This is a genomic window from Pseudomonas sp. BF-R-26 (genome assembly GCF_019947395.1).
In the GTDB taxonomy this organism is placed as follows: domain Bacteria; phylum Pseudomonadota; class Gammaproteobacteria; order Pseudomonadales; family Pseudomonadaceae; genus Aquipseudomonas; species Aquipseudomonas farris.
Map to the genome: position 1 here is coordinate 104,808 of NZ_JAGYGK010000019.1, position 23,872 is coordinate 128,679.

The following is a 23,872-nucleotide window of genomic DNA, read 5'->3' on the forward strand; positions in this document are numbered from 1 at the left end:
TCAGACATCTGCACCCGAGCAGCCCGACATGTCCCGCAGTCCGCGTAGCCCAGGATGGTCAACGCTCCGACTTCGGTTCGGCGGATGGCTGTTGCTCACGAGTTTTCTGCTGGCAGGGTTGGGCAGCGTATGGGCCGACTGGGACTTCGCGCAGATTCTGCAAACGGCCGAAAAACGCTACGGCCCCCTTGGCCTGGCCCGAGGGCGGATCGAGGCCTGGAGTCAAATGCTGCAAAGCGAACACAACCAGCCTGAGCGTGAACAACTGAACGCGGTCAATCGCTTCTTCAATCAACAACTGAGCTTTCAGGACGACACGCGTATCTGGCGTCAGACCGATTACTGGGCCACGCCCGTCGAATCCTTGATCAAGGGCGCCGCCGACTGCGAGGACTACGCCCTGGCGAAATATTTCAGCCTGCGTCACCTCGGCATTCCCAGCGAGAAACTGCGCATCACCTACGTCAAGGCCCTGACCCAGAACCAGGCGCACATGGTGTTGACCTTCTACAGCAGCCCCATGGCCGATCCGCTGGTGCTGGACAATCTGATCGGCGAGATCCGCCCCGCTTCCCAACGCAAAGACCTGTTGCCGGTGTACGCCTTTAACGCCGAAGGCCTGTACTTGCCGGGGGCCAATGGTGGCAAACGCAGCAGCGACTCGAAAAAACTGTCGCGCTGGCAAGACGTGTTGAAAAAGATGCAATTTGAAGGGTTCGCCGTGGGCGAAGGCTAGCCGCTACTGCAAGGAGCGTTTTATGTCATTGCGCAAACAGTTGTTTCTCGCCATTTGCCTGTTCTTGCTGGTGGCCTTCGGCGGCAGTTTTTTTGTCAGCCTGGAAAGTTCTCGCGAACAGATGCTCAGCCAGTTGCGCTCCCACGCCCAGGACGCCGCCACGGCGCTGGGCTTGTCATTGACTGCTCAGGTCGATGACCCGGCGATGATCGAGTTGATGGTCAGCTCGATTTTCGACAGTGGTTATTTCAGCAGCATCCGGGTCGTCAATATTGTGGATGAACGAGTGTTGGTGGAACGCAGCGCACCGGCGCAGATCGAGGGTGTTCCCGGCTGGTTCATCAGTCTGGTTAACCTGCGCCCACAGGGTGGCGATGCTCTGATCATGCGTGGCTGGGAGCAAGCGGCTCGGGTCGAAGTACTGAGCAATCCGCAATTCGCCTTGGCCAAACTCTGGGACAGTACCCTCGGCAGCCTGGTCTGGTTGTTGATTTGCGGACTGCTCAGCGCTGTGTTTGGTGGCTGGCTGTTGCGCCGGCAATTGCGCCCGCTCGACAACATGGTCAAACAGGCTGAAGCCATCAGCAAACGCGAGTTCCGCAGTTTGCCGAAACTACCGCGCACACCGGAACTCAAACGCGTGGTGCTGGCCATGAACCAAATGGTCGAGAAGCTCAAGGCGTTGTTCGCCGAAGAGGCCGCGCGCAGCGAAAAACTGCGCTCCGAATCTTATCAGGACAACCTCACGGGCCTGGCCAACCGGCGCTTGCTGGATGAACAACTGGCCGACCAATTACTGGTTTCCGAGCAAAGCCGTGACGGCCATTTGCTCATGCTGCGGATCAATGACCTGATCGGCCTCAACCAACGTCTGGGCGGCCAGCGCACCGATACCCTGATTGGCGCCGTCGGCGAATTGCTCAAACGCCTGACGCAGCTACCCGAACGTCGAACCTGGCTCGCGGCGCGCAATCGCGGTGGCGAATTCAGCTTGCTGACCCCGGGTCTGGACAGCAAGGATGCCGCACGCCTGGCTTCCGAAATCAGCGCCACCCTGGAAAATCTGCGCCTGACCGGCGCCAGCGACTGCATGCCCGTGGCACATCTGGGCGTGGTCGCCTATCACCCCGGCGAACCAGCGAACGACGTGCTGCTGCGCCTCGATCAAGCGCTGACCCAGGCCCGGCAACACCCCGAGCGGCCGTGGATACACATGACCCATTCCGATACCGCGCCGAACCAGTCCCAATACGATTGGCGCAGCTGGATCGACGACGCGCTGACCGAGGGCAAGATGCAGCTGTATTTTCAACCGGTGGTGCAGTGCGCCGATACCAGCCAGGTGTTGCATCATAAAGTCCTCGCGCGCCTGCTCGACCCGCAAGGCGAGGCGATTACCGCCGGGCATTTCCTGCCATGGATCGAGCGTCTTGGCTGGTCGGCACGATTCGATCTGGTGATGCTCGAAACCACTCTCGAATATCTGGCCGCCAACCGTTGGCCACTCGCGTTGAGCCTCTCCGGCAGCACCCTGCGCGATCAAGCACAGCTGCAACAAATTCTCGATCTGCTGGAATCACTGCCGGAACTCGCGCCACTGCTGACCCTGGAAATCGACGAGCGCCAACTGCCACCCCCCGAAGAACTGCAACGCCTGAGTCACAGCCTGCTCAACACCGGTTATCGCATCGGGCTGCAACACTTCGGCGGCAGCTTCAGCCAGATCGGTAACCTGACGCAGTTGGGGCTGGCTTACCTGAAAATCGACGGAGCCTACATTCGGGGCATCGATGAACAGACTGACAAACGCCTGTTCATCGAGGCGATTTTCCGGGCGACCAACAGCATTGATTTGCCGTTGATTGCCGAGATGGTGGAGACGCAGGGGGAACTGGAAGCGATTAGGGAGCTGGGGTTGTTTGGGGTGATGGGAAGACTGATTGGGCCGCCGGAGCCGATGTGAGTCGCAAGGCCGATACACCGCGTCATCGTTCAGCTCGCGCTAACGTGTTCAGTGCCAGCGCCTCAGGGCCGGCGATCATCGACCCGAGCCTGACTCTTGCTCCAATCGGTCAGCAAGCTGTAAGCCACGGCCAACAATGTCGGGCCGATGAACAGACCGATAAACCCAAACGCAATCAACCCGCCAAACACCCCGAGCAGCACAATCACCAACGGTAAATTACCGCCCCGACTGATCAGGTACGGCTTAAGTACGTTGTCGACTCCGCTGATGATGAACGTACCCCAGATCCCGAGGAATACCGCCATCCCGTACTCGCCCTTCCAGGCCAACCACGCCGTGGCCGGAATCCACACCAACGGCGGCCCCATCGGAATCAGACTCAGCAAAAACGTCACAATCCCCAGCACCAGCGCCCCAGGCACGCCGGCAATCAGGAAGCCGATCAACGCCAGCACTGCCTGTGCCGCCGCCGTACCGATCACCCCATTGACCACCCGCTGCACTGTGCCCGCCACCAAGTCGATGTAATACCCGGCGCGGTCGCCAATCAGCCGTTCCAGCAACCCATGGACAAACACAGCCAACCGCGGACCGTCCCGGTAGAAAAAGAACACAAAGACAATACTCAGCGTCAGTTCGAGAATCCCGCCACCAATTTGCGCACTGCGCGCCAGCAACCAGTTACCGACCTGCCCCAGATAAGGCTTGATCGCCAGCATCATCGCTGCGCCTTGCTGATCGATGCTGTTCCAGATACCCACCAACCGCTCGCCGACCAAGGGAATACTGCCCAGCCAGGTCGGTGCTTCAGGCAGACCGTCGACTTGTACATCCTTGATGAACACCGTGGCATCGCGTACATGATCCGCCAGGTTGAAACCCAGCCACACCAACGGTGCTGCCACCAGCAACATCCAGCCCAACGTCAGTAACAGCGCCGCCAGGGATTCACGGCCATTGAGCCAACGGGTCAACAAACGCATCAGCGGCCAACTGGCAAACGCCAGCACCGCGCCCCAGAACAGCGCCGACCAGAAAGGCGCCATTACCCAGAAGCTCGCGCCAAACAGCACCAGGAGCAGAATCTGCACCAACAGCCGATCGTTATTGGGCATGTAAAGTCTCGAAAAGTCAGTCAACGAAGAGTAGGCGAACGTGCGGAACACGTTCGCCCAATGAAGCTTATCGCAACAGTTCGAAGTGCAGGCCAGAGCCTTCGACGTTGCCGGTTTCCATCCGTGCCGACCGTACACCCTGGCCGATCAGCGCCTGGCGCCAGGCTTCGGCATTGGGCCCCGAAACATTGACGCGCAATGTGGTGTCCAGGTTCAGGCCTCGGGAAATCAATCGCAGCCAGGTGTCGTCTGGGTCGCCGTCGAGTTTGGGGAAATCAAGTTCACCGGTGCTCTTGAGCTGCCGCAGCAAGGTCGCGGAAGTTGGCAGCAAATCGCCCAATGGTGCAGCAGCATCGAACTGTTCGACGTGCAGATAAGCCCTGCGATTGCCACGCGTGATGCTGTAAAGCGCCACCAGCGTGTTGTCTTGAGGGGCCGCCAAACGTAGCAGCAAATAAGCCTGCTGATTATCGGCGCCATACAGCTTGGCGTTGCCGAAGACTTCATTGGCCCACAGGCTGCTTTCGCCACAATCCCGGGCCTGACACCAGAACAACAACTCGGCGCCCTGCTTTTGCAAGGCTTCGCGAGCGTTGGTGAAGGCATCGGTAGAGGAATGCTCCGGTGGCAATTCGTAGGTCACCGAGGTGGTTTGACCCCGGGCGGTGACTTGGCCATCAAAGCGCAACTGACCACTGATCTTGCGGATCGAACCCAGCGGGTAGATCCGCTCAAGCTCGACAGCCGGGCGATAGTCGACGATCTGCGCATCGGCCATACGCGGCACGATCGGCAGGTCCTGACTGCCAGGGATATCAGCTGCAAATAAAAGAGGACTGAAACAACACAGCGCCAGCAGAGTGAGTGAACGCATGGATAGACTCATCGAATCAGCATGGCCTGGGCGCCCTTGATGACACTGTCGTCATCGATGCGCTCGGGCACCAGTAAACCGCGTTGTACCGCAGGGCGCGCCTCCATGGTCGCCATCCAGCGCTGCAGGGCTGACAAGCCATCCACCGCGACACCGGACCATTCATGGCCACGGACCCACGGAAAAGTGGCAATGTCGGCAATGCTGTACTCGCCCCCCAGAAACTCTACGGCTTGCAGACGCGTGTCGAGCACTTCATACAAGCGCCGGGTTTCGTGTTGATAACGGTCGATGGCGCCTTGGAGTTTTTCCGGGAAATAGCGGAAAAACACGTTGGCCTGGCCCTGCATCGGTCCGATTCCGCCCATCTGGAACATCAGCCACTGCAACACCACCGAGCGCCCCTTGGGGTCCTGGGGCAGCAGTTTGCCGGTCATCTCGGCGAGGTAAATCAGGATCGCGCCGGACTCGAACACGGCGAAATCGCCATTGGCACGGTCGACAATCGCCGGAATCCGCCCATTGGGATTGATCTTGAGGAAGTCCGGGGACTTCTGTTCCTTTTTGTCGAAACTCAAGGCGTGCACCGTATAGGGCAAGCCGAGTTCCTCGAGCACGATAGAGACCTTGTGGCCATTCGGAGTCGCTGCGGTGTACAGATCTATCATGGTTGTCTCCCATTTCAACCCGCCCAGCCTCGACAGTTGCCGGGCGCAAGTCAAGGAACGGCGAAGAACCGATTGAAACAGTCTGCGACAAGGTCGGCACCGGGTTCGTCATTCAGGTGCAAATGATGGCCGCCTGGCAACTGTTCACGGCTAAAGGGGAGACGTTCCAGCAACTCGGGATGTTTGGCGAGCATGCCGTCAGCCGCGACCACCAGGTGTGCAGGACAAAAGACACGCTGGACGAAGGCCATCGCCTGTTCAGTGGTCAGACGTAGCGGTGATGGAAGGGTCAGGCGGTTGTCGGTGCGCCAGGTATAGCCGCCCGGCACCGGCATCAAGCCGCGCTGGGCCAGCAGTTCGGCGGCTTCGCGACTGACCGCCACCAAGCCTTTCATTCGTGCTTCGATGGCGCGATCGAGGGTGTTGTAGACCGGTTTGCGTTTTTCCCGCAGATCCAGCTGCGCTTGCAGGGCCATGCCCATGCGCTCGGCAGCATTTTCGCCTTTGTCTGTAGGAGGAATGATGCCGTCGATCAAGGCCAGATGAGTCACCCGCTCCGGCAACGACCCGGCCAGCACCAGCGAGACGATCGCTCCCAGGGAATGCCCCAGCAGTGCAAAACGTTTCCACCCCAACTGCTCGGCCACTTGCAGCACATCGTGGGCGTAGTCCCACAGCGCGTAACCGGCGCCATTCGGCCGATGCCCCGAGTGACCATGCCCGGCCATGTCCAGCGCGATGATGCGCAACCCCTTGAGCTTCGGCGCCAGCCGGGCAAAGCTGTTGGCGTTGTCCAGCCAGCCGTGCAAGGCGATCACCGGCAAGCCGTCCTCGGGCCCGAACAAGTGCGCCGCCAACTCGATATGCGGCAGGCTCAGGCGAACTTCTTCGACGACGCTGTTCATGCGCAATCCTGTTGGCAGCGACCGTCCCAGCGACTGAACAGATTCTTCAGCAGCGTGGCCGTGTCTTGTGGACGTTCGAGTGGAAACATATGGCCGCCAGGCATAGTCAAGGACTCACCCAAGGGCATGCGCCCGACGGAACGGGCGTGATGGCGCATAACCACGCGGCTCTTGTGCCCGCGAACCACCGCCAGCGGCACTTTCAACTGCCGTGCACGACCGGGGCTGGTGTGGGGCACACCACGGTAGATGCTGATTTCAGTGGCCGGATCGAAACGCAGGCGCAACTTGCCGCCGACATTGTGCAAACCATGTTGAAGATAGGCCTCGAAGCATTCCGGATCGAAGCCACGAAACAGGGTTTTACCGGCGAAATACAGGCGGGCCGAGTCCAGATCGGCAAACTCTTCCCGTCGTCCCAGCGTACGGCCGGCGGGGGTCAGCCGATCGATGAAACCGAAGCGCTTGGCGGCCCGGATCACCCATTGATCGGTGCGGGTCAGCACCGGCGAATCGAGCATTACCACGCCGCGATACAGCTCAGGGCAACGCAAGGCGGCGTGCAGGTGCAGCACGCCGCCAAAGGAATGACCGACGCCCCAGACCGGTTCCGGTTGCTGCTTGAGGTGATGAATCAACTCATCCACCAGATTGTTCCAGTTGTCGTCCGCCGGAAAACGCGGGTCGTGGGCGTGCTGCTCCAGATGCGTCACCTGATACTCGGGCGCCAGCGCCGCGAACAACTTGCCGTAGGTCCCCGAAGGAAAGCCATTAGCGTGGGCGAAAAATATCTGTTGCGACATACCGGCTTATCCATGAGCGAGAACAGAGGTTGATTGTCCGTAAGACGGCGTCCTACAGCAATGACCGTAACGGCCAGGAATGATGACAGACCTGCCGTTGCTATAACGCCCCGCTCAGGCGCTACCTGTTATTTCTGACAGTTGACAGTCAATCCTCATCACGCGGATAAGAGTTCTGGCACGCGCGAAGGTACCGGCACAATGGTCACAACCCACGCCAACACCCCCGCAATCAAAGCGTTCGATCCTCGCGGGTTGGACGTGCGTAGCGTGGCGTATCACCGTGGCGACAGCGTATCAACGCCCGAAAGCCACATCACCCAGCAGGTGCATGACGTCGCCGGGCGTACGGTGCTCAACCGCGATCCGCGCCTGTTCCTTTTACATCAAGATGGCCAGACGGCAGCCAATCAACTAAACGTGCTCAGTCTGTCGGGCGTCGTATTGCTGTCCGAAAACAGTGACTCCGGTTGGCGCCTCGGGTTGCTTGGCGAAGACGGGCAAAATGTTGAGCATTGGGATCAGAAACGCAGCCAGGGCCGCGTGGACTATAACCGGCAACGACGTCCGATCGCTGTATTCGAGCGCGCCCAGGGTGAACCGGAACACTGTGTCGCGCGGTTTTCCTACGCGGATGCCAGCGCCGATGACGCGCATAACCGGCGCGGCCAGTTGATCCGTCACGACGATACCGCTGGAACGCAACATTTCACTGAATTCGGCCTCGCCGGCACGCCGTTGGAACACAGCCGTACGTTTGTCGAAGACCCGTCATGGTCAGTGGACTGGCCCGAAGCCGAAATCGAGCGCGATGGTTTTCTGGAAGATGAACCCGCAATCACCCGAATCCACTGCAACGCCGCGGGCGAGCCCATCCGGCAGATCGACGCAAAAGGTAATGTTCAAGCGTTCATTCAGACCTGTGCCGGGGAGCTGCAGGAAGTTCGCCTGACACTGACCGGGCAAACCGAAGAAAAGACGCTGGTCAGTGAAATCCAGTACAACGCCTCCGGCCAAGTCGGACGACAACGTGCAGGGAACGGCGTTATTTCGTGTGCGACGTTTCGCCCTGAAGATGGGCGGCTTGAGCATCTGAAGACTTACGTGCCGGGACAGCCGGCGCTGCAATATCTGACTTACGAATACGATCCAGTGGGCAATATCACTTGCCTGACCGATGCTGTCGACCCGACTCATTACTACCGCAACCAGCGAATAGAGCCGACCAATTGCTACCGGTATGACAGCCTCTACCGACTGATAGAAGCCAGCGGCCGGCAGCTTCGCAAGGTACCGGGCGGGCCGCAATTGCCAGAGTTCCAGTCCGCCCCCGACCCCGGACAAATGGAAAATTACACCCGCCTCTATCGCTACGATGAGGCCGGCAATCTGAAAATCATGCAGCACCAGGCGGACAGTGCAAACCGCACCGAACGCACAGCCATTGCCGGTTTCAGCAATCGCAGCCTGCCCGAAAAGACCAATGGCGAGCTGCCCGACGAGAACGAGATTGCCGCCGGTTATGACCTGAACGGTAACCGCAACACCCTTCAACCAGGACAGGCTCTGCTTTGGGATCTTGGCAATCGGTTGCGCCAGGTGGATCAGGTGGTGCGTGAGGATGAGCCTGACGATATCGAGTTTTATGTGTACGACGGCAGCGGCCAGCGTCGACGAAAAATCCGCCAGGCTTACACCGGCACCTTGACCCGCGCCCACGAAACACGCTACTTGTCGGGTGTGGAAATTCGCACCTCCGCTGAAGAAGTTCTCCATGTCATCACCGTAGAGGCCGGGCGCAGTACGGTTCAAGTACTGCATTGGGAGCAGAAGCCAGCGTCAGACATTCCTCAGGATCAGCATCGCTACAGCTTCACCGATCACTTGCAGTCCAGCTCGGTCGAACTGGATGAATCCGCCAAACTGATCACATGGGAAAGCTACTATCCTTACGGTGGAACCTGCTGGTGGGCCGGGCGGAACAAGGTCGAAGCGAGTTATAAAACGATTCGCTATTCGGGGCAGGAACGGGACGCAACGGGGCTGTATTACTACGGCTTTCGCTATTACATGCCGTGGTGTCAGCGGTGGCTGAATGCGGACCCGGGTGGTATTGCCGATGGACTGAATCTGTTCGCCATGGTCCACGGCAACCCGATCAGGTTCGTCGATGTTCAAGGTCTGGCTGGCTTCGATGCGTTGAGGGCCGCAGGAGCGACACTCGCTCGCGAAGAGCCCAGCGCATTGCTTGCCTCTGCGGTGCAACATTCGATGGCAGCTGCGGTAGGACCTGCCGGTTTAGCGGTGACAATCGGCGGATCCTTGGCAGGAGCAGCAAGCGGTGCCCTCAGCGGGTATGGTTCTGCCAACTGGGCCCAGTCTCGATTTTCCGTTGAGGATCCATCGAGCTGGGGCCCAACGATCGCAAAAGCTGGAGGCATAGCGCTGGGTGCGGCACTCGGGGCTGCCCCCTCTCTGATTGGTCATTTCAATCCGGTAGGCAATACCGCAGCGGCCCAGCAGATCGGCGGCCTGTTTGGGGCGGGTTTTCGCGAACTCACGGCGCAACATTTTTCACATATTGGTCCGAGCAATCCTTCTGTTGGGCGTGCAGACGCAGCAACAACGATAGCCAGTGTGGGTGTCGCAGGTGTTGCTGGCACACTAGTGGGATATGGGAGCGCGTTAGTATTTGGCAGTTCTCCTGCCGGTATAGCGCTGCAATTTATCTTCGGCGGCTCGCTGGCAACGGCAGGTGGGGCTGCCGGAGCTTCCTTCGTGAGGGGCTTACGCGGTACGCCCACCCTACCGGCAAAAGGAGGCGAGCCATCGTTCGATTCGGCCAAGGGTGTCGTTGGTGTCAGCAGTCGGCACTTCTTCGCCTCACTCGCACAACTGGCCAATCAGGCGATAGCATTTATTCCTGGTTACGCCGACCTGCCCACCGAGTCAAAAGCCGCAGTCACGCGGGCAGTTTTCACCGCCATCGGCGATTTTCGATCTACTTTTATGACCATTGCCACACCGGGGCTCAGTGCAGAACTTGGTCAGACAAGCTACGACGTAGAAAAAGGAAACACGGGGGCAGGTATCGCCCGAGAGAATGTGTCGGGGCCCGCCCCATCGATCACCGTTCTTTCCTACGTCAGCGAAACAACTCGACGCGATTCACAATCACAGTTGAGGTGACGAGCGCCTTCCCCTTTATGAACACACGCGGGTCAACGCGCGGGAGGGTTCGCCCCCACCGGCACCACCGCCATGGTCAACCGCGACACACAACTGGCCTTGCCCTCGTCGCTGCTCAAACGGATATCCCAGACATGGGTCGTGCGCCCGATGTGAATCGCCTTGGCCACCGCCGTCACTCGCCCACTGCGCAGGCCGCGCAAATGATTGGCGTTGATTTCCAGGCCCACGCAATAAAACTTGCTGGCGTCGATGCACAGGTAACTGGCCATCGAGCCAACAGTTTCGGCCAGCACCACGGAGGCGCCGCCGTGCAACAAACCATAGGGCTGGTGCGTGCGATGGTCGATGACCATGCTTGCGGTCAGGGATTCGTCATCGAACGCTTCGAAGCGAATATCCAGCACTTCTCCGATGGTGTTTTTCTGGATTGCATTCAACTGCTCGACGTTGGGAGTGGTGCGCCACAGACTCATCGTTACGTTCCTTTGTTGGAGTTGTTCGTGGCTCAATCCTGCCACAGCACCGCCTCGCTGCGCTCGCTCCATTCTGCAAACCGAGCACCGTAAGCCGCTTCGATCATGTTGCGCTTGATCTTCAGGGTCGGTGTCAGGAAGCCGTTTTCCACCGCCCAACTGTCCTTGACCACTACCAACCGGCGCAAGCGCTCATGCCTGTCGAGAACGCCGTTGACCTCCTCCAGCAGTTTTTCCAGACTCGAATGCAAACCCGCCCGGGCCGATCCCTTCGCGTCCTGCTGACCGACCGCCGACAACACGCACAACCCCAGTGGTGCGCTCAGCCCATCGCCAACCACGCACACTTGTTCAATCCGCGCATGCACCGCCAGGCGATTTTCAATCGGTGCCGGGGCAACGTATTTGCCTTTGCTGGTTTTGAAGATTTCCTTCAATCGCCCGGTCAGGCGCAGGTTGCCTTCGGCGTCTTCCTCGCCCTTGTCACCGGTGCGCAGGAAACCATCCTCGGTGATGGTTTCGGCGGTTTTCTCAGGTTCCTTGAAATAGCCGAGCATGGTCGCGCCGCTGCGCACCAATACTTCACCTGACGGCTCAATGCGCACTTCGACTTCCGGGCATGGCTTACCGATCCAGCCGGGTTTGTTCTGACCCGGCAGGCCGATGTGCGAATAACCGCAACTTTCGGTCATGCCGTACACCTCCAGCACATCCAGCCCCAGTTTTTGGTACCAGTGCAGCAAGGTCTGCGGCACGGGCGCAGCACCGGACAAGGCGATGCGCAAGGCGTCCAGCCCCAGCCCGGCGAGGACTTTGTGCCCTACCCGTTTGCCGATCAAGGGCAAGCCGAGCAGGAAGTCGAGGCGCTTTTCCGGGATCTTGCTGTAGACGCCCATCTGGAATTTGGTCCAGATCCGCGGCACGCCGAACAGCGCGGTGGGCCGGGCACGTTTTAAATCAGTGAGAAAAGTGTCGAGGCTCTCGGCGAAAAATACTGTTTGCCCGGTGTAGATCGACGCCAACTCGACGAACATCCGCTCGGCGACGTGGCACAGCGGCAGGTAGGAAAGCAGGCGATCCGACTCATTCAAGCCGAACAACTGCGTACCGCGAGTGGTGGCAAAGCCCAAGGTGCCGAAACTGTGCATCACGCCTTTGGGTTGGCCCGTGGTGCCGGAGGTGTAAATGATGGTCGCCAGTTGATCGGCGGCGGGTTTGGGGTCGTCCTGAATCGGCGAACTGCGCTGCAGATCGGCCCAGCTGAAATCGAAGTTGCCGGCCGGGCACAGCGGGAGGCTGATGGTCGGCAGGTCGGGGCTGACCCCGGCGGACATGCCCGGCCAGTCATCCAGCTTGCCAATGAACACCAGCGCGGCTTCGGAGTGATTGAGTACCTGAGCCACGGAATCGGCGGTCAGATTGGGATACAGCGGCACCGAGACATGCCCGGCCATCCAGATCGCCAGGTCGGCGATGATCCAGTGGGCGCAGTTTTTCGAGATCAGCGCGATGTGGCTGCCTTGTGGCAATTCGCGAGCCCGCAGCCAGTGGGCGGCACAACGCGCCTGATGGCCAACGTCGGCCCAGGTCAGCGTCTCGACCTGGTCTCCTCCCATTGGCTGGACCAGAAAGCGCTGGCGGGGATGACGGGCTTCACGCTCGTAGAAGGCGTCCAATGGCAAACGGGAAGCAACAGACATGCGACTTGCTCCTTTATTTTTTGTCTGGAGCAAGCGTAGTCAACCAAGCAAGTGCTTGGTTGACTATTTCACACAAAAAACAAGAATGCCGCCGCCCCTGTGGGAGCGTGGCTTGCCCGCGATGGCATCAACGCGGTTTCACCGATACACCGTGGTGTCTGCATCGCGGGCAAGCCACGCTCCCACAAAAGCGGTCAAGGGTGCTGGATGCCGTTGAGCTTCATCGACCCGATCAGCAGTTCATTGTTCTCAAGCTCGGCCAGGCCGGCGGTGCTGACTTTTTCCGGTGGATAGCCGGCGCCGTGCTGCAGATAGCTCAGCAGGTTACCCACTAGCGGATTGTGACTGACCAGCAGGACATCACTCACCGATACAAGCTGCTCCGCCACCTTGTCCGGATCAGTATCCGGGGTCAGCCATTCGACCGTGCGGATCTCTGGCTCGAAACCCAGAGCCTCACGCACCAGCAAAGCCGTCTCCTGAGCTCGCAGGAAAGGACTGGCATAAATGGCGGTGAGCGGCTTGCCGATCAATTGGGCGGCAGTGCGCAACACCTCTTCACGCCCCTTGACGGTCAATGCCCGCTCGGAGTCTGGACGAGTACCGTGAGGTTCGGCTTCGCCATGACGCAATACCCAGAGTTTCATAGTTTTGGCTCCTCATCTCGGGCCGGATGCGGTGCTGGCGCCACAACGTGCGGAGCTTCACCTTCCGGTGTACGCGGCGTCGGCCAGTCGGCGAACGGCCAAGGCTTCTGGTCGCTGTGAAAGCTGCCGAAACGACCGATCTGCGCCAGAAACTGGCTCAGGCTGTCGCCGAAGTTCATCAGGCTGGCGCTCGGTGCGCCATAAATCAAACGATAGATCAGCTGCACAAATACCACCGCACCGAGGATCAATTGCGCCACTTGCCAGACCAGCACATAGACAATCATCCACAACACCCGCAACAGGATGGATTCGTACTTGGCTTCTACTTTCGGATCATTCATGTCTTGCTCCCTGCCCTGTAGATGGGGTGTTTAGTTGAAACCGCTGGTGGAGATAAAGTCGACGTCGGTTTTAGGCTCGGCACGCATCAGTAGACCGATGACCTGCTCCAGCGTGCGCCCTTCGAAGAGGATGGCATGCAATCCGGCGACCAGCGGCATATACACGCCCGCTTCCTGCGCCTTGGCCTTGAGCACCTTCAGGGTGTTCACGCCTTCGGCGACTTCACCAAGACGCGTCACCGCATCCTCAAGGCTCAAACCCTGACCGAGGGCAAACCCGACCTGATAGTTTCGGCTTTTCGGCGACGAGCACGTCACGATCAAGTCGCCCACGCCCGCCAGCCCAAGGAATGTCATCGGGTTGGCGCCTTGATTCACCGCGAAGCGGGTCATTTCCGCCAGCGCCCGGGTGATCAGCATGCTCTTGGTGTTTTCACCCATGCCCAGCGCCACCGCCATGCCGGCGATGATCGCGTAAACGTTTTTCAACGCCCCGCCCAATTCCACGCCAAAGCGGTCAGCGCTGGCGTACACACGAAAGGTCTTGCCATGCAGCGCTTCCTGAACCCTTTGGCAAAGCTCTTCGTCTTCACTGGCGACCACGGTGGCGGTCAGCGCGTGTTCGGCGATTTCCCGGGCCAGATTCGGCCCGGACAGTACGCCGATGCGCGCTTGTGGAGCGATTTCTTCAAGGATCTCGCTCATCAGCTTGAACGTATGCGCTTCGATACCTTTGGTCAGGCTCACCAGCAGCTTGCCGCTCAAACGGTCGGCGTACGGAACCAATACCGAGCGCAGCGCGCTGGACGGCAGCGCGACGAAGCACAGGTCGCAGGCCTCCAGGGTAGCTTGCAGGTCCGTGACCGCCTCCACCGCTGGAAGAATCTTGATGCCTTTGAGGTAGCGCGGGTTCTCACGATTGACCCGAATGGCCTCGGCCTGTTCAGGGTCTCGCATCCACAGCCGGACCTGATGCCCATTCTCGGCCAGCAGATTAGCCACGGCGGTACCAAAACTTCCGCCTCCCAGGACCGCAATTGGGCGCTGTTCAGTCATATGCAATCCGTTAATCCATACCAGTGGCGATGCCGGCATTATACGGAGCGGCCCGGTCGCGGCCAGCCCCAGCATCAATTACCGACACTTGTAGGAAGAAGACCAAGAAAACCGAGGAAAATGCCCACAACGTGACTGGAAAAGTCTTTGCGCTCGGTTAACATGCGCGCCAACTAATCGCTATCAAGGCCGTGCCGTGTCTTTTGGCTTTCCCTGCCCTCGCTCGCCGATGGTACTGGCGCTGATCTTCAGCTCGCCATTGCCATTGCTGGCCGACGACCTGTTCCTCGACAATGATCCGTTGCCGCAAGTGCTGACTGCGACGCGCCTGAAGCAGTCGCCTGCGGCGGTACCGGGGAGCATGACGGTGATCGACAGCGAACTGATCAATGCCAGCGGCGCGCGGGACATCAGCGAGTTGCTGCGGCTGGTGCCGGGGATGATGGTCGGTAATCTCAGCGGCAATCAGGGGGCGGTGAACTACCACGGCACCAAGGCCAGCGAAGCGCGACGCATGCAAGTGTTGATCGACGGCCGTTCGGTGTACCGCGCAGGCCTGGCCACGGTGGACTGGAGTGATATTCCGGTGGCCATGGAAGACATCGAGCGCATCGAGGTTTTCCGTGGCCCGAACACCGTCAGCTACGGCGCCAACGCACTGATGGCGGTGGTCAATATCATCACCCGCAAACCGGCCGACAGCCACGGCACGCGGCTGAAAGTCACCCGTGGCCAGCGCGGCATCAACGATTTCTACGCCAGCCAGGGCATGGGCTGGGACAGCGGCGACTTGCGGCTGTCGTTGTCCGGCCAACAAGACGACGGCTTCGACTCGGATCGCACCGGCGCCGATTACCGCGACAGCCGTCGCTTGAACCGCGTCAGCCTCGCCGTCAGCCGGACGCTCAATGAAAACCAGAGCATCGACTGGCAACTGAATGCCAAGGACGGGACCAACCAGCGTCCCTATACCTACCGTCCGGTGTTCTCAGGGATTACCGCCGCCGGGGACAATTCCGACGTCATCGCCAAGGACTATGCCGGCTCGTTGCGCTGGAACCTGGACATCAATCCCAACCACAGCCTTTATATTCAAGGCTCGGCGCAACACTGGGATCGTCAGCAGACCTGGCGTGCCTGTGATGCCGAGGTCTCGTTCAGCCCGGAACTGACCCAACTGTGGCAGCTCAATCCCAATTACACCGAACGTCTGGCGCGTAACATGGACCGCTACACCAGTTCGGGCGCACCGGCAGGGACTGCGGCTGAACGTGCGCTGGGCAATCAGGTACTGAGGCAATGGCAAAACGGCGCCCGGCAAACCGTCTGCGGCGACATCGACCAGAGCGCCCGGGAATCGCGCTACGACCTCGAACTGCAAGACACGCTCAGCCTGTCCGACAGTCTGCGGTTGGTCAGCGGCATGAACTATCGTTACGACCGGGCAAATTCCGAGACCTACTTCAATGGCACGCTCGACGACACCACCTGGCGGGCGTTCGGCCAACTCGAGTGGCGCGCCACCGAGCACTGGTTGCTGCAGGGCGGTGCGATGTACGAAGACACGCAATTGACCGGTAACTCGCTGACCCCACGGGTGGCGGTCAATTACCTGATCAACCCGCGCCACGGCTTGCGCGCGGTGTATTCGGAAGCCATCCGTTCACCGGACATGTTCGAGAACAACGTCAACTGGAGTTATCAGGTGACCAACCTGAAGCCCAGCGCCTACGGCCAGTCCAGCGCCCGTTATTTCGTCAAGACCCGCGGCCCGGGCGACCTTGAACAGGAACGCATGCGCTCCCGGGAGTTGGGCTACAACGGCTACTTCGCAGAGTGGGGACTGGCGGTCGACGTGAAGCTGTTCTACGACGAAATCACCGGCATGATCAGCGAACCGTTGCGTAACAACCAATACATCGCCAGCAACTCGAACAACTCGCGCTTCAGCGGAACTGAAACCCAGCTGGATTGGCGCGTCAGCAGCGCCGATCGTCTGCGCCTGACTTATGCCTACGTCGATGCAGAGGCCAGCAACCCGCTGGATGCACAACAGACCGCGCGCAACAGCGGCTCCGCCGGTTGGCTACGCAGTTGGGGCCAGGGCTGGAACAGCGCGCTCTTCTACTATGGTGCCGACGCCCTCAACGGTTATCGCTTCGAACGGGTCGACACCCGTATCGCCAAACGCATCGGTTTGGGCAAGGCCAATCTGGAACTGGCCGGGATCCTCCAGCAACGCCTCGACAATCAGCCCACCACCTTCGTCGACAACAACTACGACGATCGCCGGGTGCTCTACTTCAGCGCGGAGCTGGAGTTTTAAGATGCCGCATCGCCCGCGACCGAAGACGCCAACCCTTGGCCGCCTGCTGGCCGGGTTGTGCCTGGTGTTTACCGGGTTGCTGTGCAATCTGCCGGCACGGGCCGCTGACATTCTGCTGACCGGTGCCGAGGACAGTCCCGGCATGCAGTCTTTCGTTCAGGCCCTCAGCGAGCTGCGCCCCACCGACAGCGTGCGCTTCCAGCCTGTCGCCAGCCTACCGGCGCCAGGCCAACTGCCCGTCGACACCCGCCTGGTTCTGCTCGACTTGCCCAGCCTCGACTGGCGTCTGCAAGACGCTCAGGGCCCGGCAACGCTGGTTCTGCGCATCAGCCGTCTGCAAGCCCGCCAACGCTTGGGCAATGAAATGCCCCCGCACCTCAGCCTGCTCTGGAGCGATCCGCCGCTGGACCGACAGTTGCGCCTGACCCGACTGCTCCTGCCTGAAGCCCGGCGGGTCGGCGTGCTTTTCGACAGCCACAGCGAATTCTTGCTGAAGGAAGTACGTCAGGCCGCCCTGCCCCTGGGCTTTGAAGTAGTCACCGAGCGCTGGGATAACACCAATGACAGCCGCCCCTTGCAGGCCCTGCTGAAAAACAGCGATGTGCTGCTGGGCCTGGACGACCCTGATTTGTACAACCCGAAAACCGTGAAAAACCTGCTGCTCAGCAGCTATGCGCGGCAACTGTCACTGATCGGCCCCAACGCAGCCTTTGTCAGGGCGGGTAGTCTGGCCAGTACTTACAGCGACCAGAACGATTGGCTGAAAATTCTCGACGAGCTGCTCGACCGCCCTTCGAGCACCTGGCCGCGCGCGCTTTATCCGCAACACTTCAAGGTCTTAAGCAACCCGCAAGTGGCTCGTTCACTAAGTATTGAACCGATGAATGAAGCCTCTGTCGCAACACAGCTGGCCGAAGGAGAACGCCGCCCATGACCTTCCGTCGCGGTTGGGACATCAATACCCGCACCCAGATCATCAGCCTCGGCCCGGCCCTGCTGCTGACGTTGCTGCTGATCAGTTTTTTCACCTTCGTGCGAATCCAGGACCTGCGCCAGGAACTCAATCACACCGGTCAGCTGATCGCCAATCAACTGGCGCCGGCCACCGAATACGGGGTCATTTCGGGCAACAACGAGGTGCTCGAAAGTTTGCTCAAGGCCACCCTGGCCACGCCCAACGTACGCTTTCTGGAAGTACAGGACAGAGCCAACCGGATTCTGGTGTACGTCGAGCAGCCGTCGGAAGCCCACCACCGCTCGCATCAGGTCGAAGTGTTCCAGGCACCGGTGCGCCTGCAACGCATCGCGCTCAACAATGATTTTTTCCAGAACAGCCGTACCGTCGCCAGCGCGCCGGGCGAGGATTATCTGGGCCGGGTGATCGTCGGCCTGTCCAATGACGCCTTCAACCAGCGCCAGCAGGAAATCCTCTTCAAGGCCGGGATCCTCGCCTTGTTCGCTCTGCTGTTTACGTTTCTGCTGGCTCGGCGCCTGGCCGGCAGCCTGTCGCAACCGATCCACGACATCGGCAACGCCGTCAAGGCGATCCAGAAAGGCGACTATAAAACGCCCCTGCCGATTGTCGACGACACTGAACTGGGCGCCCTGTCGCAGCACATCAACAACCTTGCCCAAGGCCTTGAGCAAGCCAGTCGCGAACAGCATCAGGCCATGGCGCAATTGATCCAGACCCGCGAGGAAGCGGAAAAGGCCAACAACGCCAAATCCGATTTCCTCGCGATGATGAGTCACGAATTGCGCACGCCGATGAATGGCGTGCTGGGCATGCTGCAACTGCTGGAAACCACCGAGATGACTGAGGAGCAGATTGAGTACGCGGCGCTGGCCTCGGAATCCACCGAGCACCTGCTCAAAGTGATCAACGACATTCTCGATTTCTCGCGCATCGAGCGTTCGGAACTGGAGCTGGAGCACATTCCATTCAACCTCGCGGACCTGATCGGCAGTTGCGCCCAGTCGTTCCAGCACAGCGCGGTGCAACGCGGACTGGAACTGCAACTGCGGGTACCCGAGGACATGCGCGCCCTGCAGGTTCAGGGCGATCCGACGCGGATTCGGCAGATTCTGGTCAATCTGGTCGGCAACGCGCTGAAATTCACCGAACGGGGCCGCGTCACGATCGAACCGCTGTGGCAGTCCCTGGATCACGAACTGCTGTGGTTCACCTGCACCGTGCGCGACACCGGGATCGGCATCCCGGCCGAAAGCCTGGAGTTAATGTTCAACGCGTTCCAGCAGGCCGACAGTTCTATTTCAAGACGTTACGGCGGCACCGGATTGGGACTGCCGATTGCCCGCACTCTGGCTGAGCGGATGGGCGGCACCTTGCGCGCTCAGAGCGAAGAAGGCGTTGGCTCGGTGTTCACCCTGGAAATCCCTTTGGCTTTGTATAAGCAGCCACTGCCGGTGCTGACACCACGAGGACATACCGGCAATGACCACGGCGAAGGTCGTGATGTGCTGCTGGTGGAGGACAACGCAGTCAATCGCACTGTTGTCGAAGCAATGTTGCGCAGTCTGGGCTTTACTGTCAGCGTCGTAACCGATGGTGCACAAGCGGTGCGTAGTGCCGAGAGCCGGACTTTCGACGCGATTCTGATGGACTGCCGACTGCCGGTCATCGACGGCTACGAAGCCACCCGACAGATTCGCCAACTACCCGGCTGTGCTGACGTGCCGATCATCGCGCTGACGGCCAATGCCTTGCAGGGCGACCGCGAAGCCTGTTTATCGGCGGGAATGAACGATTACCTGGCCAAGCCCTTCAAACGCACGGATCTGCAGCAAATTCTGCAGCGTTGGGTGCAGTAGTACAGGCCTTTCGGCTATCTGCGACTGGCGTGAAAGACGAAAGTGCGGCAGTCTTAGGCTCCCGAACAGGCCCGAAAAGGGGCTTGAATAATAATTTCAGTGCACAAGTGTACATTCATGTCCTTGGTGCTGTGACTTTCACCACAACGCAATAGTCTATGAGTAGGCTGCTGACTCGAGGCATGAACGCTTCGATCGGCCGGGAAGATTCGCCCCACCCTGCCGCATGGACTATTGAGGAGCTCGCATGACCAAACAAAACGCCTTTACTCGGGAAGACCTGCTGCGCTGCAGTCGTGGTGAGTTGTTCGGCCCAGGTAACGCGCAACTGCCCGCCCCGAACATGCTGATGGTCGATCGCATCACTCATATCAGCGAAGAGGGTGGCAAGTACGGCAAAGGTGAATTGGTCGCCGAGCTGGATATCACTCCAGACCTGTGGTTCTTCGCCTGCCACTTCGAAGGTGATCCGGTAATGCCGGGCTGCCTGGGCCTCGATGCCATGTGGCAACTGGTCGGTTTCTTCCTCGGCTGGCAAGGCTTGCCGGGCCGCGGACGCGCCCTGGGGTCGGGGGAAGTAAAATTCTTTGGCCAGGTACTGCCAACCGCCAAGAAAGTCACCTATAACATCCATATCAAACGCGTCCTGAAGGGCAAGCTGAACATGGCCATTGCCGATGGTTCGGTGACCGTCGACGGCCGCGAAATCTATACCGCCGAAGGCCTTCGGGTCGGCGTTTTCACCTCCACTGACAACTTCTAAGGGTTATCCGCATGCGCCGCGTCGTTATCACTGGTCTGGGCATCGTTTCGTGCCTGGGCAATGACAAAGAGACCGTCTCCGCTAACCTGCGTGCAAGCCGCCCTGGCATCCGGTTCAACCCGGAATATGCTGAAATGGGTCTGCGTAGCCAGGTTTCCGGCTCCATTGACCTTCCCCTCGAAGAATTGATCGATCGCAAGATCTTTCGCTTCGTCGGCCACGCGGCGGCTTACGCCTACCTGGCCATGAAAGATGCCATCGCAGACTCCGGTCTGACCGAAGAGCAGGTTTCCAACGTGCGTACCGGCCTGATCGCCGGCTCCGGTGGCGCGTCGACCTTGAACCAGATGGAAGCGCTGGACATCCTGCGCGAGAAAGGCGTCAAACGCGTGGGCCCGTACCGCGTCACGCGGACCATGGGCAGCACCGTTTCGGCTTGCCTGGCCACGCCGTTCAAGATCAAAGGTGTGAATTACTCGATCTCCTCCGCGTGCGCCACCAGTGCTCACTGCATCGGTAACGCCATGGAGCAGATCCAGATGGGCAAGCAGGACGTAGTGTTCGCCGGCGGCGGTGAAGAAGAACACTGGAGCCAATCGTTCCTGTTCGACGCCATGGGCGCACTGTCCAGCCAGTACAACGAAACCCCGGAAAAAGCTTCCCGTGCCTACGACGCCAAGCGTGACGGTTTCGTCATCGCCGGCGGTGGCGGCATGGTCGTGGTCGAAGAGCTGGAACACGCTCTGGCCCGCGGCGCGAAGATCTACGCGGAAATCGTTGGCTACGGCGCGACCTCCGACGGCTACGACATGGTCGCCCCAAGCGGCGAAGGCGCCATCCGCTGCATGCAGATGGCCATGTCCACCGTCGACGCACCGATCGACTACCTGAACACCCACGGCACCTCGACTCCGGTCGGCGACGTCATGGAAATGAAAGGTGTGCGTGAAGTGTTCGGCGACAAGGCTCCAGCTATCAGCTCCACCAAGAGCCTGTCGGGTCACTCCTTGGGCGCCGCCGGCGTTCACGAAGCGATCTACTGCATGCTGATGATGGAAGGCAACTTCATGGCGGGCTCCGCCAACATCGACGAACTGGACCCGGAAGTGGCAGACATGCCAATCCTGACCAAGACTCGCGAAGACGCCACCATCAACACCGTGATGAGCAACAGCTTCGGCTTCGGTGGCACCAACGCCACGTTGGTACTGAAGCGCTGGCAGGCGTAGGAGCTGCCGCTGCGATCTTTTGATCTTTAGCGCCCGCGAAGACGCTGAAAAGATCGCAGGCTTCGCCAGCTCCTACAGGTTTCGTATAAACCTGATAGCGTGCCACACAAAAACGCCCCGACTGGTTCGGGGCGTTTTTTTGCCTCTGAATTAATTACTCGGGCAAGGCAAAAAACCTGTGGGAGCTGGCTTGCCTGCGATAGCGGTGTGTCAGGCAACATCCATGTTTGCTGTGCCTACGTCATCGCAGGCAAGCCAGCTCCCACAGGTTCAGCGGTGTGCAATCCATCAGCTCGAACCGTGGTTTCCTCCTCGCGAACATGAAACATTTGTCATGAAACTCAATGGCCTGCGACTGAATGTCGCGTATTTCGCGGGCTGCAGGACTTTTGCCGATTCTGCAAAAATGGGTTGCCGAACTCTGCCATTTACTTAGCCAACTAACAAAATATATAACAAAGGCCTGCACACGCCTTGCTGCAGATAACAGAGATTGGAGCTAGCAGATGACTGTAAAAGTAACTGAACGCGACGATTCACATATGTCCCATGAAGGCATCGCCGCCGGTATCCGCATCTGGGATGTACATCAACAAAACCTGTTGGTCGGGATGTTCCACTCCGAGACCGAAGCCCACCAATACAAGGCCGAACTGGAAACACTGGAGCAGCAGCGCGAAGCGCGTTCTGCATAATGACCGCATTGAAAACGACAAACCCCGCCATGAGCGGGGTTTGTCGTTGTTGCAGTCTCTAACGGCTTACCACATCAGATCATCAGGGATCTGATAGGCCGCATACGGATCGTCTTCGACGCTGACTTCTTCTGTCTTCACATTCAGCTGCACGATGCGCTGTGGATCGCGCTCCTGAATCTTCAGGGCCGCTTCACGAGGGATCACTTCGTAACCGCCGGCGTGGTGCACGATCGCCAGGAAGCCATTACTGAGCTGGTTGCGCATCAAGGTGTTGACGGAGATGCGCTTGACCTTCTTGTCATCGACGAAGTTGTAGTAGTCCTCGGTGGTCAGCTTGGGCAGGCGCGAGACTTCGATCAATTGCTTGACCTGGGCGGCGCGGGCCTTCGCTTCTGCCTTCTCCTGCTGCTGGCGGTTCAGCTCCTGGTCGCGCTTGACCTTCTCGGCCATGGCTTCCTGAGCGGCACGCTGCTGGGAGTCATCGAGTTCGATCTGGCCTTTGTGGGCCAGACGTTGCTGCTTCTGCTTCTCTTTGCCGACCTGTTTGGCCTGCTTTTGATTGACCAGCCCTGCTTTGAGCAACTGGTCGCGAAGGGAAATGCTCATGGTGCTTATTTCTCACTTAGGCAACTGCTCAACCGCAGCTGGGCAAATTCTTTTCCTGACGTTTGGCTTCGCCCCACAAGGCGTCCAACTCTTCGAGGGTGCAATCTTCTATGGGACGGTGGGTGTCGCGCAATGCCTGTTCGATAAATCGGAAGCGTCTTTCAAACTTTGAGTTCGCGCCGCGCAGTGCAGTTTCCGGATCGACCTTGAGGTGTCGCGCCAGATTGACCACGGAAAACAGCAGGTCGCCGACTTCATCGGCAATCGCTGCCGAGTCATTGTCGGCCATGGCTTCGAGCACTTCATCGAGCTCTTCGCGCACCTTGTCGAGCACCGGCAAGGCGTCCGGCCAGTCGAAACCAACCTGCCCTGCGCGCTTCTGCAGTTTTGCCGAACGGGACAGCGCAGGCAACGCGGCAGGCACGTCGTCGAGCAAGGATAACTGCTCCGGCGCCGAAGACTTCTCGGCGCGCTCTTCAGCCTTGATCTCTTCCCAGCGTTGCTTGACCTGCTCTTCATTCAGACGCGGGATGTCCAGCGGCGCATACAGATCACCGGTGGGGAACACGTGAGGATGACGGCGGATCAGCTTGCGCGTGATGCTGTCGACCACGCCATCGAACTCGAAACGCCCTTCTTCCCGGGCCAGTTGGCTGTAATAAACCACCTGGAACAACAAGTCGCCCAACTCACCCTGCAAATGATCGAAGTCCCCGCGCTCGATGGCGTCAGCGACTTCGTAGGCTTCTTCCAGGGTGTGCGGGACGATGGTCGCGTAGGTTTGCTTGATGTCCCACGGGCAGCCGTACTGCGGGTCGCGCAGACGGTTCATCAGGTGCAACAGATCTTCAAGGCTGTACATCAATCACTCTCACTGCAAAACCCTTGTGGGAACGGGCTTGCTCGCGAAGACGGCGACACATCCAACATCAATGTCTC

21 protein-coding genes are annotated in these 23,872 nt (G+C 59.5%); 9 read left to right on the forward strand and 12 right to left on the reverse strand.

All coding sequences use genetic code 11. The features are described from left to right. Positions 1-28: 28 nt before the first annotated feature. A complete protein-coding gene (lapG, locus tag KGB18_RS25560; RefSeq protein WP_201087337.1) occupies positions 29-736 on the forward strand; it encodes a cysteine protease LapG in 708 nt (235 codons plus the stop codon). Between the two features lie 22 nt (positions 737-758). Further along, positions 759-2,699, forward strand: a complete 1,941-nt coding sequence (gene lapD, locus KGB18_RS25565; protein WP_223570697.1) for a cyclic di-GMP receptor LapD — start codon at positions 759-761, stop codon at positions 2,697-2,699. A 62-nt stretch (positions 2,700-2,761) separates the two neighbouring features. Here the strand turns inward: lapD and KGB18_RS25570 are convergent, their stop codons facing one another. From KGB18_RS25570 to KGB18_RS25590, 5 genes are all read right to left on the reverse strand, one after another. Beyond that, positions 2,762-3,817, reverse strand: a complete 1,056-nt coding sequence (locus tag KGB18_RS25570; protein WP_223570698.1) for an AI-2E family transporter — start codon at positions 3,815-3,817, stop codon at positions 2,762-2,764. Positions 3,818-3,884: 67 nt separating this feature from the next. Further along, entirely contained in the window at positions 3,885-4,691 is an 807-nt protein-coding gene (locus tag KGB18_RS25575; protein ID WP_123720644.1) for a DUF4892 domain-containing protein, read from the reverse strand. 8 nt (positions 4,692-4,699) lie between these two features. Next, on the reverse strand, positions 4,700-5,359 hold the full coding sequence (locus KGB18_RS25580; protein WP_123720643.1) for a glutathione S-transferase family protein: 660 nt from the start codon (positions 5,357-5,359) through the stop codon (positions 4,700-4,702). Between the two features lie 50 nt (positions 5,360-5,409). After that, positions 5,410-6,264 carry an alpha/beta hydrolase gene (locus tag KGB18_RS25585; RefSeq protein WP_223570699.1) on the reverse strand — a complete coding sequence of 285 codons (855 nt, stop codon included), beginning with the start codon at positions 6,262-6,264 and terminating at the stop codon, positions 5,410-5,412. Beyond that, the gene (locus KGB18_RS25590) at positions 6,261-7,067 is read right to left on the reverse strand and encodes an alpha/beta fold hydrolase (protein WP_201059620.1); all 807 of its coding nucleotides are present in this window, start codon (positions 7,065-7,067) and stop codon (positions 6,261-6,263) included. The genes KGB18_RS25585 and KGB18_RS25590 overlap by 4 nt, the downstream gene beginning before the upstream one ends. Positions 7,068-7,268: 201 nt before the next feature. Here KGB18_RS25590 and KGB18_RS25595 point away from each other — a divergent pair, with 201 nt between their 5' ends. After that, the gene (locus KGB18_RS25595; RefSeq protein ID WP_223570700.1) at positions 7,269-10,256 is read left to right on the forward strand and encodes an RHS repeat-associated core domain-containing protein; all 2,988 of its coding nucleotides are present in this window, start codon (positions 7,269-7,271) and stop codon (positions 10,254-10,256) included. Between the two features lie 32 nt (positions 10,257-10,288). Here KGB18_RS25595 and KGB18_RS25600 read toward each other — a convergent pair whose 3' ends face one another. The 5 genes from KGB18_RS25600 to KGB18_RS25620 form a co-directional block, all read right to left on the reverse strand. Then, complete coding sequence (locus tag KGB18_RS25600; RefSeq protein WP_123720639.1) at positions 10,289-10,732, reverse strand: hotdog fold thioesterase; 444 nt, start codon at positions 10,730-10,732, stop codon at positions 10,289-10,291. Positions 10,733-10,764: 32 nt separating this feature from the next. Continuing rightward, positions 10,765-12,432 (reverse strand): AMP-binding protein, encoded by a 1,668-nt coding sequence (locus KGB18_RS25605; protein ID WP_223570701.1) that lies wholly within the window; start codon positions 12,430-12,432, stop codon positions 10,765-10,767. A gap of 194 nt (positions 12,433-12,626) precedes the next feature. Continuing rightward, entirely contained in the window at positions 12,627-13,079 is a 453-nt protein-coding gene (gene sixA, locus KGB18_RS25610) for a phosphohistidine phosphatase SixA (RefSeq protein WP_123720637.1), read from the reverse strand. Then, the gene (locus KGB18_RS25615) at positions 13,076-13,423 is read right to left on the reverse strand and encodes a DUF4389 domain-containing protein (RefSeq protein WP_008011673.1); all 348 of its coding nucleotides are present in this window, start codon (positions 13,421-13,423) and stop codon (positions 13,076-13,078) included. Before KGB18_RS25615 ends, sixA begins: the two co-directional genes overlap by 4 nt. Positions 13,424-13,453: 30 nt before the next feature. Beyond that, entirely contained in the window at positions 13,454-14,479 is a 1,026-nt protein-coding gene (locus KGB18_RS25620) for an NAD(P)H-dependent glycerol-3-phosphate dehydrogenase (protein WP_123720636.1), read from the reverse strand. 196 nt (positions 14,480-14,675) lie between these two features. Between KGB18_RS25620 and KGB18_RS25625 the strand changes: the two genes are divergently transcribed. The 6 genes from KGB18_RS25625 to KGB18_RS25650 all read left to right on the forward strand — a co-directional run bounded on the left by KGB18_RS25625 (position 14,676) and on the right by KGB18_RS25650 (position 22,324). Continuing rightward, entirely contained in the window at positions 14,676-16,805 is a 2,130-nt protein-coding gene (locus KGB18_RS25625) for a TonB-dependent receptor plug domain-containing protein (RefSeq protein WP_223570702.1), read from the forward strand. A gap of 1 nt (position 16,806) precedes the next feature. Next, positions 16,807-17,739, forward strand: coding sequence for an ABC transporter substrate-binding protein (locus KGB18_RS25630; RefSeq protein ID WP_223570703.1), 933 nt, complete (start codon positions 16,807-16,809; stop codon positions 17,737-17,739). Then, on the forward strand, positions 17,736-19,637 hold the full coding sequence (locus tag KGB18_RS25635; RefSeq protein ID WP_201059626.1) for a response regulator: 1,902 nt from the start codon (positions 17,736-17,738) through the stop codon (positions 19,635-19,637). The genes KGB18_RS25630 and KGB18_RS25635 overlap by 4 nt, the downstream gene beginning before the upstream one ends. A gap of 247 nt (positions 19,638-19,884) precedes the next feature. Next, complete coding sequence (gene fabA / locus KGB18_RS25640; protein ID WP_007899046.1) at positions 19,885-20,400, forward strand: 3-hydroxyacyl-[acyl-carrier-protein] dehydratase FabA; 516 nt, start codon at positions 19,885-19,887, stop codon at positions 20,398-20,400. 11 nt (positions 20,401-20,411) lie between these two features. Continuing rightward, positions 20,412-21,629, forward strand: a complete 1,218-nt coding sequence (gene fabB / locus KGB18_RS25645; protein ID WP_123720632.1) for a beta-ketoacyl-ACP synthase I — start codon at positions 20,412-20,414, stop codon at positions 21,627-21,629. A 506-nt stretch (positions 21,630-22,135) separates the two neighbouring features. Continuing rightward, entirely contained in the window at positions 22,136-22,324 is a 189-nt protein-coding gene (locus tag KGB18_RS25650; RefSeq protein WP_007937567.1) for a hypothetical protein, read from the forward strand. Between the two features lie 66 nt (positions 22,325-22,390). Here KGB18_RS25650 and KGB18_RS25655 read toward each other — a convergent pair whose 3' ends face one another. Both KGB18_RS25655 and mazG read right to left on the reverse strand, forming a co-directional pair. Next, the gene (locus KGB18_RS25655; RefSeq protein ID WP_052966627.1) at positions 22,391-22,933 is read right to left on the reverse strand and encodes a DUF2058 domain-containing protein; all 543 of its coding nucleotides are present in this window, start codon (positions 22,931-22,933) and stop codon (positions 22,391-22,393) included. A gap of 28 nt (positions 22,934-22,961) precedes the next feature. Further along, a complete protein-coding gene (mazG, locus tag KGB18_RS25660) occupies positions 22,962-23,795 on the reverse strand; it encodes a nucleoside triphosphate pyrophosphohydrolase (RefSeq protein ID WP_007899059.1) in 834 nt (277 codons plus the stop codon). Positions 23,796-23,872 lie beyond the last annotated feature (77 nt).

What these genes read in the sequence shown, in the direction of transcription:
- lapD (WP_223570697.1), top strand. Translation starts at nt 759, where the DNA reads ATGTCATTGCGCAAACAGTTGTTTCTCGCCATTTGCCTGTTCTTGCTG.
- KGB18_RS25590 (WP_201059620.1), bottom strand. Translation starts at nt 7,067, where the DNA reads ATGTCGCAACAGATATTTTTCGCCCACGCTAATGGCTTTCCTTCGGGG.
- KGB18_RS25630 (WP_223570703.1), top strand. Translation starts at nt 16,807, where the DNA reads ATGCCGCATCGCCCGCGACCGAAGACGCCAACCCTTGGCCGCCTGCTG.
- KGB18_RS25635 (WP_201059626.1), top strand. Translation starts at nt 17,736, where the DNA reads ATGACCTTCCGTCGCGGTTGGGACATCAATACCCGCACCCAGATCATC.
- KGB18_RS25595 (WP_223570700.1), top strand. Translation starts at nt 7,269, where the DNA reads ATGGTCACAACCCACGCCAACACCCCCGCAATCAAAGCGTTCGATCCT.
- KGB18_RS25650 (WP_007937567.1), top strand. Translation starts at nt 22,136, where the DNA reads ATGACTGTAAAAGTAACTGAACGCGACGATTCACATATGTCCCATGAA.
- fabB (WP_123720632.1), top strand. Translation starts at nt 20,412, where the DNA reads ATGCGCCGCGTCGTTATCACTGGTCTGGGCATCGTTTCGTGCCTGGGC.
- mazG (WP_007899059.1), bottom strand. Translation starts at nt 23,795, where the DNA reads ATGTACAGCCTTGAAGATCTGTTGCACCTGATGAACCGTCTGCGCGAC.
- fabA (WP_007899046.1), top strand. Translation starts at nt 19,885, where the DNA reads ATGACCAAACAAAACGCCTTTACTCGGGAAGACCTGCTGCGCTGCAGT.
- KGB18_RS25580 (WP_123720643.1), bottom strand. Translation starts at nt 5,359, where the DNA reads ATGATAGATCTGTACACCGCAGCGACTCCGAATGGCCACAAGGTCTCT.
- KGB18_RS25620 (WP_123720636.1), bottom strand. Translation starts at nt 14,479, where the DNA reads ATGACTGAACAGCGCCCAATTGCGGTCCTGGGAGGCGGAAGTTTTGGT.
- KGB18_RS25605 (WP_223570701.1), bottom strand. Translation starts at nt 12,432, where the DNA reads ATGTCTGTTGCTTCCCGTTTGCCATTGGACGCCTTCTACGAGCGTGAA.
- KGB18_RS25600 (WP_123720639.1), bottom strand. Translation starts at nt 10,732, where the DNA reads ATGAGTCTGTGGCGCACCACTCCCAACGTCGAGCAGTTGAATGCAATC.
- lapG (WP_201087337.1), top strand. Translation starts at nt 29, where the DNA reads ATGTCCCGCAGTCCGCGTAGCCCAGGATGGTCAACGCTCCGACTTCGG.
- KGB18_RS25585 (WP_223570699.1), bottom strand. Translation starts at nt 6,264, where the DNA reads ATGAACAGCGTCGTCGAAGAAGTTCGCCTGAGCCTGCCGCATATCGAG.
- sixA (WP_123720637.1), bottom strand. Translation starts at nt 13,079, where the DNA reads ATGAAACTCTGGGTATTGCGTCATGGCGAAGCCGAACCTCACGGTACT.
- KGB18_RS25655 (WP_052966627.1), bottom strand. Translation starts at nt 22,933, where the DNA reads ATGAGCATTTCCCTTCGCGACCAGTTGCTCAAAGCAGGGCTGGTCAAT.
- KGB18_RS25615 (WP_008011673.1), bottom strand. Translation starts at nt 13,423, where the DNA reads ATGAATGATCCGAAAGTAGAAGCCAAGTACGAATCCATCCTGTTGCGG.
- KGB18_RS25570 (WP_223570698.1), bottom strand. Translation starts at nt 3,817, where the DNA reads ATGCCCAATAACGATCGGCTGTTGGTGCAGATTCTGCTCCTGGTGCTG.
- KGB18_RS25575 (WP_123720644.1), bottom strand. Translation starts at nt 4,691, where the DNA reads ATGCGTTCACTCACTCTGCTGGCGCTGTGTTGTTTCAGTCCTCTTTTA.